This is a genomic window from Gemmatimonadota bacterium, from assembly GCA_022560615.1.
GTDB lineage: Bacteria > Gemmatimonadota > Gemmatimonadetes > Longimicrobiales > Gaopeijiaceae > UBA1138.
The window spans coordinates 45130-59697 of sequence record JADFSR010000024.1; the positions used below are offsets into that span (position 1 = coordinate 45130).

A 14568-nucleotide genomic window follows, 5' to 3' on the forward strand; every position below is an offset into this window, starting at 1 on the left:
AAGGAAGGACGTGCGGGGCGGGCCATCAGCCCACCCCGCACCTCGTTATTCTGCTTCGCCAGGCGGGCTGACGGAGGCGTCTGCTACGGCGGCAGTGTCGGCGGGAGCAGTCCCCTCGGTGACGGTAGGAGGAGCCCCATTGGTCACGACCCACTTCGCCGGGTCGTGGTGCGCCAGGTAGTGCTCACGATCGACCCAGCCCCGGATCATGGACCACGTGATCCACAACTTCTCCGGCCGGAGCGCGAAGTAGATGTGCGTCGCGGTGAGGAAGATGAGCGTTACGCCGCAAAGGCCGTGGATCACATATACCATTCCCCAGGTGCTGTCGGCCAGCATATACGGGTTGGGAGTCCATAACGGCGTATCGATCCGGACCATCATGAGCAGTCCGGTCGCGATCACTCCGAGCCCTACGACCACGAGCGCGTGGTGGTACAGGCGGTGGTCGAACGGATACTTGCCGGCCTTCGGCTCCGGTGACTTCGGCGACATGATGTGCTTGAAGTGCTCGATGCCCTCGCGGAAGCCGATCTGGAACATCGCCCAGAAGTCCGCCCACCCGATCGAGTGGATGATGTGGTAGACGATCGTCGCGGTCAGCACCACGCCGGCGATCCAGTGAATCTCAACCCACGGGAACTGGAGCCCGAGCACCGGCACGAATGCGGTGACGAGCAGCACGAGCATCGCCGCCGACATCGTCCAGTGGAACACGCGTGCGGCCAACGAGTGGCGTTGGATACGCTCCGGTAGGCCCGCCGGGACGTGCTCGGTCACGGTGAGCTCTTCGCTCGGGCGGATCTTGATCCAAACCGCATGACCAATGAGGAAGGCTGCTGCGACGATGATCGCCGCCCACATCAGGTTCCACGACACTCCAATGAGCACGTCCTGGCCCCACGGGTTCGCGGCTGTGCGCCAGAGGTCCATTACGCGACGCTCCTGACGGCCCGACGGACCAAGTTCCTCATCATCGGGATCTTGTAGTCGTTGTGACGCAGTGCGCGCGCACCCTGGACGGATAGCTCACCGGCCTCGTTCGCGACGCTCTCACCGCCGGAAGTGCCGGCGACGAGCCGCTCGACGCTCTCGAGCCGCACAGGGTACGGAGCGACACCGCCTACCGAGATGCGCGCGTCGCTGATCACGCCGCCGGAAAGCTGGAACGCCGCTGCGACGCTCACGAGTTGGAAGTCCCATGAGCCGCGGTCTCGCACCTTCTCATAGTAGAACTGAGCGTTCGCCCATACGGCCGGGATGTGGATGGCGGTGAGTAAATCACCGGGCTTCACGACCGTCATGCGCGTGATGTCGATCGACGGGCCAATGAAGAAGTCTTCCGCGTCGTGGACCCGCGGCGACCCGCCGCTGCGCACGGTCATCTTCGCGTCGAGCGCAATCAGTGCAGGCGCAGTGTCTGAAGGGGTCACCGCTACACAGCGGCTCGTCCCCATGATGGCGTGTTCGCGGTTCATCGCCTTCGGAGCCGCCGCATAGCAGATGTTGCCACCCGCGCGGTAGCACGGCCACCCGCTCCGGTAGTACCAGCAACGGGTATCCTGAGTGATGTTGCCACCCAGCGTCCCCTGGTTCCGGATCTGCGGCGTCGCGACGTGCTCGGCTGCGGTCGCGAGCAACGAGTACTCGGAACGAATCCGCTGGTGGTTCACGATCTCGGTGAGCGTCGTCATCGCACCGATCTCGAGACCGCCCTCGGCGTCCCTGATGCCCGTCAGTTCCTCGATTCCACCGAGGTCGACCACCACTTTCGGGCGCTTGATGCGGTCCTTGAACCAGTCGTACGAGTCGAGCCCGCCCGCGAGGACCCATGCCTCACCGCGGTGCTCGTCCAGCAAAGCCAACGCACCGTCCACCGTTGTCGGCTGGAAGAGCTCGAAGGCCGGAATCATGTCCTTGATGATCGCCATGGTTCTTCTCCCTAGCCAACGTGTTGGTCGAGGCGGCCGAACGCGGGGTCGCGTCCTTCGAGCTCCGCGAGGATGATGTCTGGCGTCAGTGGCGTGCGGCATAGGCACGTCCCGCCCATCGCGTCCGAGATGGCCGTCGTGAGCGCCGCGGCGCCCGCACCGACAGGTGGTTCACCGATGCCCTTGGCGCCCACGGGCGTCTGTGGGTCGGCGATACCGACCGCGTCCCACTTCATATCCAGCGGGATGTCGAGAAAGCCCGGAGGTCGCGCGGTGTAGAGTCGGTTCGCGAACGGCACGCCGTACTGCGGGTCGAAGACCCACTTCTGGGTCATCGCCATTCCCATGCCCTGGATGCAGCCCCCGAAGAGCTGAGCCGCAAGACTGCGAGGGTGTATTACCGTTCCGCAGTCGGTCACACCGACAAACTCCTTGATGACCACGACGCCGGTCTCGACGTCGAGCTCCACGAGCGCGAAGCCGGCGACGAACGTGTAGGTGCTTGTCCTGGGAGTGCGGCCATAGTTGTCCTTCGCGACGCCCATGAGGCCTTCTCCGGCAAGCATCTCGGCCGCGGGCACCGTTTCCCGGTGAATGTCCTCTGGCAGCTCGTGGCCGTCGTACTCGCCACCCATTTGGATGGCGCGTTCCGCGACCTGCGCGAACGACAACCCCGCGCCGCCGCCGCGCCGGAAAACTCGGCCGTTGTCGAGCACGTAGTCGTTCGGCGAACCGCCGAGGCTTTGCGCCGCGATCTGGCGGATCTTGCGTGCCGCGTCCGTAGCCGCCGCATGGTTCGCGCGGGTGTGGGCGTGCAACGTCTGACTGCCCGCCTGCACCGAGCTGCGCGGCATGCCACGGCTCGAGTCACCCCACACGATTTCGACCTGATCCCAGTTGAGACCGAGAATCTCCGCGGCCGGCCATGCGGTATCCGAAATCGAATGGGTGCCGAGGTTACCGATGCCCTGGTGGACGTACAGCTTGCCGTCCGGGCGGATCACCATGAGGCCATCGAATCCGATCGAGCCCGCCGTGTACGGCGATAGCGCGACTCCGATGCCGGTGACCTTGGTGCCTACGCGCCGGCCCGAGAGCTCCTGCTTGCCGGCCCAGTCGAAGAGCTCGGCGCCCCTCTCGAGCGCTTCCTTGGCGTGCACGCTCGTGAGAGCCGTACCGCCCGGACCGAACGCCACGTCCGGACCCGGCGCATTGATCATGCGCATCTCGAGCCGATCGATCCCGAGCTCCCGACCCGCCTTGGCCAGGATCGGTTCGAGCATGGAGACGATCTGCGCCCCACCCGGACCCCGCTGCGCGGACTTGGGCGGAGTGTTCGTCAGCATCGACACGGAGCGAAAGCGCATGTTCTGAGGCGTGTAGATCAGGTCGGCGATCGCGCCTGCCGTGCCATTGTCCCCCGAGCCGTACGCGCCGCCCTCCTCGACGATGAAGAGATCGATGCCGACGCACTTCCCGTCATTCCGGAAGGCCATCTTGACCCAGCTCTGGAAGCCAGGGCGGGCACGGCCTACGTAGTTCTCCTCGTAGCGCGTGATGCGCAACATGACCGGCCGGCTGATCTTGCGAGAGAAGATCGCCGGAATCTGCATGACCGTCGTGCCGGCGATCTTCGACCCGAAGCCACCGCCGCAGTACTCGGCGATCAGGACCACGTCTTCCGGATCGATGCCGACGGCACCAGCGATCGCAGCCTTCGTGCGCTGCGCGGACTGTGTCGACACATGGGCGAACAGCTTGCCGTTCTCCCAGTACGCCATGTTGGTGCGCGGCTCCATCGGATGGTGCGTCACCGACTGGTGGACGATCGCGTCCTCGACGATCAGGTCCGCGCCGGCGAACGCCGCCTCCCAGTCGCCCTTTTCCCACTCCCTTGTCGCCGCGGCGTTCGGCATGCGGCCGGCGTCGATCTCGACAAAGTCCGCCTCGGTCCACTTGAAGTCCTGGAAGACCGCGAGGTCGCCCGCCTCCGCGTCCGGCAGGCGCGCAAAGTAGTTCCCATCGTTGTACGCGGTGGGACCCCCGGGTCGCAGACTGTCGAGTGGATCGAGCACGAAGGGCAACGGCTCGAAGTCGACGTCGATCGCTTCGATCGCCGCCGCAGCGATCTCTTCGGTGACAGCCGCCACCGCGAGCACCGGCTCACCCTCATAGTGCGGCTCGTCAGTCAGACACGCCTCCCGCGGGCCCTCACGTTGCGGCACCTCGTCGGCGCGGAGGATGCCGATGACTCCGTCCATCGCCTCCGCGCGGCTCACGTCGACCCCGCGCACGCGACCGTGCGGCATCGGGCTCAGCAGCATCTTGGCGAATACCATCCCGTCCGGGCGGAAGTCTTCGGCGTAGCGGGCGCGACCCGTGATCTTCGCGACCAGGTCCGGCGGCGCGATATCGGTTCCGATCAGTTTCTCAGCCATGTCGCTCTCCTAAACGCTGCGTGCGAGCTCGGCGGCTCGCATCGCGCAGGTGAGGATCTTGTCGTAGTCGGCGCACCTGCAGAGGTTGCCGGAGAGTGCGTGCGCTGCCTCTTCGCGGGTCGGGTTCGGATTCACCCGGATCATCGCTTCCATGCTCATGATGAAGCCCGGAGCGCAGAAGGCACATTGGAATCCACCCTCTTCGAGCACCGCTTGCTGCACGATGCTCAGCTCGCCCGTGTCCGGGTTCTCGAGGCCCTCGATGGTCGTGACCGCCCGCCCGCGCACCTGATGCGTGAGCATCGAGCAGCCGTAGTGGTTCACCCCGTCGATCAGAACCGTACAGGCGCCGCATTCGGCTCGGTCACACCCGAATTTCGTGCCCGTCATGTTGAGCCGGTACCGGAGCGTCATCGCCAACGTCTCGTTGTGCAGAACGTCCACCCGGCGGTCCTGACCGTTGATGTTGAGCGTGATGAGTCGCTCGGTCGCTCCAGGCATCGACTGTGCGCCCAGAGCGAGCGGACCACCCAGCAAATATCCGGTGGAAGAGGCGGTCGCGCCGACAGCGATCACGCCCTTAATGAAGGACCGCCTGGAGTATTTCTTCTCCAGCAGGCCCACGGATGCAGCGTCGCCCATCGAACTACTCCTGGCAGGAGGGCATGCGGAGGATGCGGGAGAGACCCGGCAACCTCCTACCATCACGGCATTATACGGCGGTCTTCGCCGTCTCGCGAGCGCTTCCGGGCAAGCTGTTTCTCTGGACGGGTCGCAAGCGCAAGAGGGGGCGCGCCGCCGCGGTGGCGCGCCCCCGCTCAACGCGCGGCTTTCAGGCGCTGCTCAGCCACCTCTGCGTATGACCGCCTCCTGGATCTCGACGTACTTCTCCACCGCTTCCCGCTGCTGGCGGATGTCCACGTTGACGGTGCTGGGGTATTCTCCGACGTCGTTCAACAGCTCCAATGCTTGCCGGAACTTCGGGAGCGTCGCGCGGGCGACCTCGAGCGTGCGTGGTTCCTGCTCGATGATCGCTGCCCTAAAAACCGAATAACCGTGCCAGAAGTTGAGCTGGTGCACGGTGTCCTGCGAAAGGCCATCGAGCTCCTTGGCGGCCGTGAACCAGGTGATCGCGTAGTCGAAGTTCTCACGTTGCACGCCACGGGCGAATGCGTCCGCGACGATGATGCGTGCGGCTCCGTCCGCCTGCTCGGGCCGCGCGCTCGCCACGTCCTTCAGGACGTCGACCGCTTCCCGAGGCCGCTGTGCCTCGAGTAGCCAACTCCCCCGTCGCAGTCCGATGTTGGGGTACTCCGGGTCGATCTCGTGGACCCGCGACAGCGCGTCGAGCGCGAGGCTGAGGCGGTCGCTGCCGCGCAGCGCATCGGCGTAGATAGACCAAAGGCGAGCCTCTTCAGGGTAAATCTGGAGCGCATCGCTCGCCGCGAGTACCGCGTTCGAGAGTTCCTCCAGGCGGACATACGCTACGGCGATGCTGATGAGATGGCGTACGGCGGTCTCAGTGCCACGTCCGGCGCGGACGCGCTCATACGCATCGATCGCGTCTCGGAAGTTCACCACGGCGTCCGGGGCGACACCCCCACCATCGCCGGTATTGGCCGCATAGTCGCGGTTGATCGTTTCGCCGATCGTGAACGAGTACCCACCGAGCTGTTCCCACAGGTTCAGGTTATCTGGATCCCGGTCGAGCCCCTCCCGAATCAGTGACAACGCCCCTTCTGGGTCCCCGGCGTCGGCGAGGTCGTACGCGACCCGCATGCGAACCGACGCGTTGCCCGGGCTAAACCCGAGGTAGCGCGAATAGTATTGCAGCGCGTCCGCGCGGCGACCGAGGCTACCCGCAACGTACCCGGCGAGCTGCAAGCCCTCCTCGTGGGCCGGGTCGAGTCGCAGGACGCGCTCGAGCTCGACGAGAGCCTCGGCACTGCGATCCAACTCGATGAGAATGCGAGCACGCCGATATCGCGCACCCAGCGCATCCGCATTCAGGCTCAGCGCATTGTCGCAGTTCTCCAGGGCGCGATCCCACTGCTGGCTCGCAGCGAACGCTTCGCAGTTGGCCATGGCCCGCAGATGAGCAGTGTACCGATCGAACTGCTGAAAGATGTGCCTGGCAACCGTTTCGTCCTCGCGCTTGGTGCCCGCCGCGGGGGTCACGGCGAAGGACTCACCCGAACCGACATCAAAGAAGACCGCCTCGACCGTGAACCGATCTCGTGAGGGCTCCGAGTAGGAAGCGCACAGCGCGACTTGGGCGTCCAGCCGGACCGCCAGTTGGCGCGTGAAGACGCAGTCGAGATCCTCGATTCGCAGGTCGACGTCATCGAGGGAGTCCCTGATGTCGTCTCTCTCGATCGCTTGATGTGTGGCCATCGAGCCGATCAGCTCGCGCAAGGCCTTCGCGACATCCCTCCCGAAGCCCCGATCCGCATCCTCGAGTGGTTCGAGGTCGGGGATCAGGACTCTGAACCTGGCCAACTGCTGTGGTGTGCCGTCCTGGGCGGCAGCCCACGCGGGCATCACGACGAGAAGAGCCGCCATGCACACGATCTGAAAACGCGACGGGGTCATAGCCTACCAGCCTCCTCCGGGAGTCACCATCCCCGTGCACTGTCATACATCGTTCCGCCCCGAAGGTTACACGCCGGCCTGGCCCTCGCCGCGCCGCTCGAGACGACGTGTGCTCGACCGGGCCGAGCTCGCAGAGCTACTCCTACGCGTGAGCGATCCGGTGGCGGCGGTCCCGGAGATCGAAGCCCGTGCTCGCACCGACATGCGCCCCTACCTTGCGTCGCAGCAGTCAGCCGTTTTGCGAGGCATTCCGTGGGGGGGCGTGGAGATGTCCGACGAAAGCGGAAAGTCGAAGTACATCTACGTGGATCGCGAGACCAGTTGGCTCCAGTTCGGGCACCGGGTCTTGCAGGAGGCCTCAGACCCCTCGGTTCCACTGCTCGAGCGGCTCTTCTTCTGCGGTATCTTCTCGTCCAACCTCGACGAGTATTTTCGTGTGCGTGTGGCCTCGCTGCGCAGCCTGTTGCGGCTCGGCAAGACCGACGTCGCGAGGCTGGGCATCAGCCCGCACCGTCTGCTTCACGACATCCACCAGATCGTTCTCCAACAGCAAGAACAGTACGGCTCGATCATCGGGGATATCTTCGCCGAGCTGAAAACGGCGGGCTTCGCACGCGTCGACGAAGGCTCCGTCGCCGCGGCGCATCACGACTTTCTTGCCGAGCTCTTCGCGGAGCAGGTACGTCCACTGGTCGAACCCTTCATGTTGCAAGGCGAGGACGGCCCCCCGTTCCTCGACAACAATCAGGTGTACCTCGTGATCGAGCTGTTCGAAAAGGGCCGGGAAGTACTCGAGTCCTGGACCCCCGAGTATGCGCTCCTCAAGGTGCCGAGTGATTCGCTGCCCCGTTTCATAACTCTGCCGGCACGAGGCGACACACACGAGGTCATGTTCCTCGACGATCTCATCCGGTACAACCTCGACCAGATCTTCCCGAAGTATGAGGTCGGCCGATCGTACGCGGTCAAGTTGACACGCGACGCGGAGCTGCACGTCGAGGACGAGTTCGAAGGTGATTTGGTCGAGGCGATTCGCAAGAGCCTCAAGAATCGCGACAGGGGAGTCCCGAGCCGTTTCCTGTACGACATGCGCACTCCGTACGTGCTAATCCACCGGCTGCAGCACGGTCTCGGCCTGCAAGAGGAAGACCTCGTGCTCGGGGCGCGCTACCACAACCTGAAGGATTACCTCGGCTTCCCTCGCTTCGGACGGAAGGACCTGTCGTACCCCGATTGGCCGACGCTGCCCCACCCCGTTTTCGACGGCGTCGACTCAGTGATGGCCGCCGTCCGCGACCGGGATCAGGTCGTCCACACACCGTACCAGTCGTTCGACCACTTCGTGCGCTTCCTCGACGAGGCCGCAGAGGACCCCGACGTCGAAGAGCTGTGGCTCACTGTCTATCGCGTGGCCCGCGACTCGGACGTGCTCACCGCGCTGATCAGGGCCGCTCACGCCGGCAAGAACGTGACGGTCTTCATGGAGGTACAGGCCCGCTTCGACGAGGAGTCCAACCTCCACTGGGCCGATCAGCTCGAGGCCGCCGGCGTGCGCACTTTGTATTCCATGCAGGGGCTGAAAGTGCACGCCAAGATCGCGCTCGTCGCGACGAGGGACGGAGACGAACGCAGTCTCTACGCCTACGTCGGCACGGGCAATTTCAACGAAAAAACCGCAGGCGTTTACGCCGACCACGGTGTGTATACGTGCGACGAGCGCATCACGAAGGACGTCGAACAGGTCTTCCGATTCCTGGCCGGGGAGATCGAAGAGCCTACGACAGAGCACCTCCTGACCGCTCCACTAACGCTCCGAAAGGGCTTCTACGAGCTCATCGAACGGGAGGCCCAGGCAGCCCGGGAGGGCAAACCGAGCGGCATGACGCTCAAGATGAACGCGCTGGAAGACAAGAAGATCATCAAGCGACTGTACGATGCCTCCGTGGCCGGTGTTCCGATCGAAATCATCGTTCGCGGCATCTGCCGACTGGTGCCGGGTGTACCCGGCCAGAGCGACACGATCAGAGTCCGCAGTATCCTCGATCGGCACCTCGAGCACGCTCGCATCTATGCCTTCCACAACGGAGGCGACGAGATCATCTACCTGGCTTCCGCAGATTGGATGAAGCGGAACCTTTCCCGGCGTGTGGAGGTCGCGTTGCCGGTGTACGACCCCGAGATCAAGCGGCAGTTACGTCGACTCCTGGACCTCGAACTGGCGGACAACACGAAGGCACGCTGGATCGACGCAAGCGGCGCCAACGTGTACGTGCAAGCCGATGGTAAGCCACGCGTTCGATCGCAGGAGGCGTTCCGGGACTTCCTGGCCGAGCTGGCTCCGGGCCCCTAGAACGCGAAGCCGAGGCCTAGGTAGAAACCCGTCCGTCCTTCACTGCGCGCGAGCGAGATCTGCACGGTGCTCGAGCGCCTGAGGGGCGCGAGCCAGATGCCGCCGCCAACCCCGTTGTGCCACGTCGACGAGCTCTCTCCGTCCGCATACACGCGTCCGATGTCGGCCAGGGCGAACAGGCCCACGTCGGCCGGCGCGAGCACGAAGGTGCGCACGAGAAAGACTCGGAACTCCGCGCTACCGTAGAGCGAGGCGTTGCCGGCGTACCTCTGCTCTCTCAGCCCGCGCACGTTGCGTGAACCACCTACGAACGCCGACTCCGCGAACGGGAAGACGCCCCACACTTTCTTCCCCCCAGCCCGGACCGCGAGCGTAGGGTTGCCTCCTTCTGGGGAGAAGTACGCGGCCGCTTCTCCGTGGAGCTCACCGAACGTGCCCTGATCGACGTCCAAGAGGGTCGGATACAGACTACCCCCACCCTCGACGAAGTACCCACCTCCCGGCGTGCCCAACATGTCGCGCGTATCGATCTGGAACGACGCTTGGAGACCCGCCTGCGCGAACTTGCCTGATCCGTACGGATCGGTGTCCGCGATGAAGCTCACGTCGACGGTGGACGTGTCCGTCGAGGTGTAACGGAAGATCGGACCGACCTCGATGTACTTTCCCTCACCGTCTCCGAAGCTCACCGCCGGGGTGAGCGTGACCTGCTTGTGCGGCACGCGGTGATAGCTCACTGGCCGCGCAGTTCTCCGTTCGTTTCCGGGACCGTAGTAGTCGATGATCTCGATCCCGCTCCAGCGGCCGCTCAGCCGCAGATCGGCCGAGCCGATCGCCGAGCGCCGCAGGTGTGAGAGATCGAAGAACGGTTCGGTGAGTCCCAAGGAAAGACCCGCACGGAACCGAGTCCGAGAGCTGTAGGGATCCTTGAGGAATCCGTACCGATCGATCTTCGCCCCAGATAGAAGCAAAAGCCCACGATCCGCATCGTAACTGACTCGTGGCTCGGGGATCCAACGCGAACCCCAATCGAGCGTTCGCTCCCCCTCGAACCAAGAGTAAGGCCTGGGCGCCCGACGGTCCTCAACTCGGGCACCGAGGCCGTCCCCGTACTCAGAGTTCGACACATCGTCGTAGATGATGCTGCCCCGAGCCTCACCATCGAACCGGTCAGCGCCTCCGCCGCCGATCAAGCGTACCAGAATCGGGCTCGCCGGGCCGCTCGACACCGCGCGGTCGTCCCCACCGTGCATATAAAGGCGGATCTCGCTCGTCTCCGCAGGATCGAACGTCCTGGCAAAGCTGGTCGCCGAGCCGGCGCTCAGCCCGAAGGTCACCCTCACGGCCCCACTCGGCTGGCGCTCGATCCGGAACTGCTCGGCACGGTCAGTCGCGTGGATGTCCGCGTAACCGAAAACGATCTGATAGAGGTGCTGCGCCGCTTCCGGTAGGTGGTCACGCCTGAGTCGGAGCGAGCGAGTCAGCTCCTCGCCGAAGACGGCGTAGTGCTCAGAGGGCATCTGGCGGGCCGCGTCCGCGATCACGTCATCGGTCAGCAACACCCCCACCTCTTCGACCACGGAGAGCCAGGTCGCCCGGTCGATGGAGACGAGCAGGTTGCGGTCCATGTCCCACGCGTTGCGCGTGACCGCGTCGATGTTCGGGTAGACGTCGGAGAACGTGACGAGGCGCGGCTCGTACGTGCGTGCCAGCGTCTTCAACAACCCGTCGAAGCGCACGAACGCCTGGTCGCGGTCCCGAGGAATGACACGCCAGCGAGACACTCCACCTTCCTCGATACGGGCCCAGAGGTGGTTGTTGTGGCTTCGGTCTCGGTCGCCAACGAGTAGGTCGACCATGCGCGCTCGAAGGAGCTCTACGACGTCTACACGGCTTTCGGGTTCTGTCTCGAGAATGTCGAAGAGCTCCCCCAGCTGTACGATCTCGCGCGAATCCGCGAAGCCGATCGTGCCGCCGGGACCGTCGTCCGGACGCTCCTCGAAGAGCACGAGCATGCCCGCGAACTCGTCGCGGAACTCTCCCAGGCGTGGGTCGTCTGGGACGACCATGTACTGGGGATCGGGGTGCAGCACCCCCACCGCATCGAGCAGCCGCGCGACTACCGGTGCGCCGGACGGGTGGAAGGAACTGATTTGGTCCTGGAGGATCGCATGGAGCGGTGTGCCCTCGAATTCCTCCAAGAGGTCAGTAGGTGTCTTGTCGACCGACCGGAAGACATACCGTCTGCCGTCGGCTCCCCGCATGTGCAGTGTGCGCGTCGTCATGCCACCACCGAGCCGCATCGGGGTGAGGCCACCGCCAAGGTCGTCCAGATTGGCGACCGGTACCCGGATCGGCGTGGTCCAGAGCGAGCGGTACCCACTTCCCATGAGCCGGGCGTAGAGAGCGCTCGCGCCGTAGGCGCCAGGGATGACGGTCACCGAATCGGTGCCGGGCGGTGGGGGGGGCACGACCTGGGCCCCAACCGGCTCCGTGACTCTGAGGGCGGTGAGCGCGATCCCAGTCGCTAGCGCGAGCGCTACCCGCAGGGCCATCGCGCTCATGGTCGGGTGCGTCATTTCTCCCCCCGAAGCTGTACGCTCAGGATTCCTGCAGCGCGCCTTCAACGTGCCGACCATTATGGGGCGGTCTACCGAATCCAACAACGTATCTATCTATCTAGGCACGCGTCGAATCGAAGCAGAGCGGTCTGATGATGGAGGCTGCTGCGCTACCTGCTGGGCCGATACCACCAGCTTCGCCGCGAGGCCTTTGACCTGGAAAAAGTTCACTCCGCTGGCGGTGCGTCTCTACCCTAAAGAACAGGTACAGATCGAACAGTGACGTGCCCGTGAGCACCAACAGGGTGACCGCGAACCACGAGAGATTGAGGGCTTGGCGCACCTTGGGCAGCGACAAGATTCCCAGCCCGCCCAGTAGCGCGATCAGCCAGAGAGAGAACCACGGCCAGCTCGGCTGGTGGCTGGCGACGTAGACCAGAGCGAGCCCGAGAAGCGCGAGTCCCGCCCAGAAGGCCCTTCGGAAGCCGCAACCGCCGGCCGGCACGATAGAATCCGAGCCTTCCACCCCTGCCTCCCTTCCCAAGGACCACCGACCTACCAAAGCGCCTCGTACCGCCGAGGCGGTGGGGGTCGCGTCTCAGTCCCTACGGTAAGGGAGGGTATGCAGTCCAACCGCAAGGGGCGCGACGGGTCGCATCATCCAGACCGCAACGAGCAGTTTGAGTTCATCAATGCCTCGGCGGAGGAGTTTCTGGAGCGGGGATGGCCGGTCATCTCAGTGGACACGAAAAAGAAGGAACTGATCGGTCCCTTCAAGAACGCCGGGAGAGAATGGCAAAAAAAGGGCGAGCCGGTTGAGGTGAACATGCACGATTTCCCCGACCCGGAGTTGGGCAAAGTGATCCCCTACGGCGTCTATGACATCGGCCGTAATGAGGGATGGGTCAGCGTCGGCGTCTCGCATGACACAGCACAGTTCGCCGTCGAGGCGATTCGACGGTGGTGGCGGCAAATGGGCCGGCGTGCCTATCCGACGGCCCCAGAGATGCTGCTCACCGCCGACGGGGATGGAAGCAACGGCTCGCGGGTGCGGCTGTGGAAGCTGGAACTGCAGCGTCTGGCCGACGAACTAGGCCTGCGATTGAACGTCCGGCATTTTCCGCCCGGTACCAGTAAATGGAACAAGATCGAGCATCGCATGTTCTGCCACATCACGGAGAACTGGCGAGGTCGCCCCTTGATCAGTCGGCTGGCCGTGGTGGAACTGATCGCGGCCACTCGCACGGCCCAGGGATCGTCGCTTCACGCGGAGTTGGATGAGACCGACTACGAGACCGGCAAGGCCGTCTCTGAGGAACAGATGCGCTCCCTCGCGATCGAGCGCTGCGACTTCCATGGTGAATGGAATTACAGCCTCTCGCCACGATAGCGTCGCGTGACGATGCGTTCAGTTTATTCTGCATAGATTCCTTACTCCCTGTCCCATGCCACACTACGACCTACCGCGTTTCCCCCCAATAGGGCGGTTGTACTGCCTAGCCCTGTCCTCTTGGGCGGTGTTCAGCAGATGGTGCCATTAGTCAGACGGGTGGGTTGAATACTTGCGCGACTCGCGCCCGCACACCTCCATAGGTATCGCGACCCGACCCGTTGAAGCTTTCCCAGGAGCCTCGAATACCCGACGCCTCCGTCGTGTCTCAGACGGCTTGAGACGCCGCGCGCCGCTCGGGGTCAGAGACATGGCTTTCTTCCGCACACTCGTAGCTTGGCTCGGTGCCATCGTTCTGACGGCAATCAATTGGACCTTGCGGATCAAATTCCACAACGATCCACGAGCGGCGTTGAAGGCCTCGAGCCGCGGATACATTTACGCCATTCTTCACGCCCATCAGCTTACCGCTGGAATGAATCACGGAGAGAAAGCGTGTGCCGCCATGGTCTCGCGCTCGGCAGACGGTGATCTCCTCATCCCCTTGTGCAGATTGCATCGCATCACCCCCGTTCGTGGCTCGTCGCAAAAAAAAGGCAAGAACAAGGGCGGCCGCGGGGCCCTGGCGGAACTGATCGATTTTGTTTCCGCCAACAAGCCATGCACGATGGCCGTTGACGGACCACGGGGTCCCCGGGGTGTCGTCAAGGCGGGTGTGGTTGAGATCGCCCAGGCAACGGGAGCACTGATTCTCCCGGTGGTCGCCGTCCCCAGCGGCCGGTGGGTTCTCAGTCGAACCTGGGACCGCTTCCAGATTCCCAAGCCGTTTGCGCGGGTTGTGTTTGCCTTCGGTGCACCCATCACCGCTGACAACAGCTCATCGCCCCATGAACTCTGCCTTCAAGTGAGCCGGAGCCTCGCGGATCTGGAGCGTCTCCACGACCCAGATGAGTCAAAGATCCACTCCGAGGCAGCTGAGTCCATCGGCCTCATTCGTGCCGCGCCCCCGTCTCGCTCGCGGAGCGAGATCTCCGATCGGCCGCGATAGCGCGGGACGGTACATGAGGTGACGATCCGTAACATCGTCGACATCATCGAGCATCACGGCTTGGTGGCGGTACCCGTGGATGTGGACATGGAGACGCTCTCCTTGAAGAAGGAGTCATGGGTTATCCGCAGGGCACCGAGATCCTCGTCACAGGAGTCCCCGGTCGAAGGCCATTGTAGTGGCCCACCTCTGGCGTTCCGGAATTCGCCGGTGGCTGGACGGCCGCTACCGCATCGAGCGTGAACTCGGTGAGGGCGG

General features: G+C 64.2%; 10 protein-coding genes. 3 read left to right on the top strand and 7 right to left on the bottom strand.

The genetic code is table 11. From position 1 onward, the window contains the following. Positions 1 to 45: 45 nt before the first annotated feature. From IIB36_13700 to IIB36_13720, 5 genes are all read right to left on the bottom strand, one after another. Positions 46 to 933: a cytochrome b/b6 domain-containing protein gene (locus IIB36_13700; protein ID MCH7532794.1), complete on the bottom strand. Its 888-nt coding sequence runs from the start codon at positions 931 to 933 to the stop codon at positions 46 to 48. Then, entirely contained in the window at positions 933 to 1931 is a 999-nt protein-coding gene (locus tag IIB36_13705) for a xanthine dehydrogenase family protein subunit M (protein MCH7532795.1), read from the bottom strand. Before IIB36_13705 ends, IIB36_13700 begins: the two co-directional genes overlap by 1 nt. An 11-nt stretch (positions 1932 to 1942) precedes the next feature. Next, positions 1943 to 4369: a xanthine dehydrogenase family protein gene (locus IIB36_13710; GenBank protein MCH7532796.1), complete on the bottom strand. Its 2427-nt coding sequence runs from the start codon at positions 4367 to 4369 to the stop codon at positions 1943 to 1945. A 9-nt stretch (positions 4370 to 4378) separates the two neighbouring features. After that, positions 4379 to 5011 (bottom strand): (2Fe-2S)-binding protein, encoded by a 633-nt coding sequence (locus IIB36_13715; GenBank protein MCH7532797.1) that lies wholly within the window; start codon positions 5009 to 5011, stop codon positions 4379 to 4381. A gap of 201 nt (positions 5012 to 5212) precedes the next feature. Continuing rightward, positions 5213 to 6961 carry a tetratricopeptide repeat protein gene (locus IIB36_13720; protein ID MCH7532798.1) on the bottom strand — a complete coding sequence of 583 codons (1749 nt, stop codon included), beginning with the start codon at positions 6959 to 6961 and terminating at the stop codon, positions 5213 to 5215. A gap of 109 nt (positions 6962 to 7070) precedes the next feature. On the opposite strand from IIB36_13720, the gene ppk1 reads away from it, so the two are divergent. After that, on the top strand, positions 7071 to 9311 hold the full coding sequence (gene ppk1, locus IIB36_13725) for a polyphosphate kinase 1 (protein MCH7532799.1): 2241 nt from the start codon (positions 7071 to 7073) through the stop codon (positions 9309 to 9311). On the opposite strand, the gene IIB36_13730 is transcribed toward ppk1, so the two are convergent. Together IIB36_13730 and IIB36_13735 are read right to left on the bottom strand one after the other, a co-directional pair. Beyond that, positions 9308 to 11890: a hypothetical protein gene (locus IIB36_13730; GenBank protein ID MCH7532800.1), complete on the bottom strand. Its 2583-nt coding sequence runs from the start codon at positions 11888 to 11890 to the stop codon at positions 9308 to 9310. The genes ppk1 and IIB36_13730 overlap by 4 nt on opposite strands. A gap of 100 nt (positions 11891 to 11990) precedes the next feature. Then, a complete protein-coding gene (locus tag IIB36_13735; protein MCH7532801.1) occupies positions 11991 to 12398 on the bottom strand; it encodes a hypothetical protein in 408 nt (135 codons plus the stop codon). Positions 12399 to 12494: 96 nt separating this feature from the next. On the opposite strand from IIB36_13735, the gene IIB36_13740 reads away from it, so the two are divergent. Next, positions 12495 to 13262: an ISAzo13 family transposase gene (locus tag IIB36_13740; GenBank protein MCH7532802.1), complete on the top strand. Its 768-nt coding sequence runs from the start codon at positions 12495 to 12497 to the stop codon at positions 13260 to 13262. 310 nt (positions 13263 to 13572) lie between these two features. Further along, a complete protein-coding gene (locus tag IIB36_13745; protein MCH7532803.1) occupies positions 13573 to 14310 on the top strand; it encodes a DUF374 domain-containing protein in 738 nt (245 codons plus the stop codon). Positions 14311 to 14568: the final 258 nt, after the last annotated feature.

Excerpts from the sequence above, each read along its gene's own strand:
- IIB36_13740 (MCH7532802.1), top strand. The coding sequence starts at position 12,495 with ATGCAGTCCAACCGCAAGGGGCGCGACGGGTCGCATCATCCAGACCGC.
- IIB36_13710 (MCH7532796.1), bottom strand. The coding sequence starts at position 4,369 with ATGGCTGAGAAACTGATCGGAACCGATATCGCGCCGCCGGACCTGGTC.
- IIB36_13730 (MCH7532800.1), bottom strand. The coding sequence starts at position 11,890 with ATGACGCACCCGACCATGAGCGCGATGGCCCTGCGGGTAGCGCTCGCG.
- IIB36_13700 (MCH7532794.1), bottom strand. The coding sequence starts at position 933 with ATGGACCTCTGGCGCACAGCCGCGAACCCGTGGGGCCAGGACGTGCTC.
- IIB36_13715 (MCH7532797.1), bottom strand. The coding sequence starts at position 5,011 with ATGGGCGACGCTGCATCCGTGGGCCTGCTGGAGAAGAAATACTCCAGG.
- IIB36_13720 (MCH7532798.1), bottom strand. The coding sequence starts at position 6,961 with ATGACCCCGTCGCGTTTTCAGATCGTGTGCATGGCGGCTCTTCTCGTC.
- IIB36_13705 (MCH7532795.1), bottom strand. The coding sequence starts at position 1,931 with ATGGCGATCATCAAGGACATGATTCCGGCCTTCGAGCTCTTCCAGCCG.
- IIB36_13745 (MCH7532803.1), top strand. The coding sequence starts at position 13,573 with ATGGCTTTCTTCCGCACACTCGTAGCTTGGCTCGGTGCCATCGTTCTG.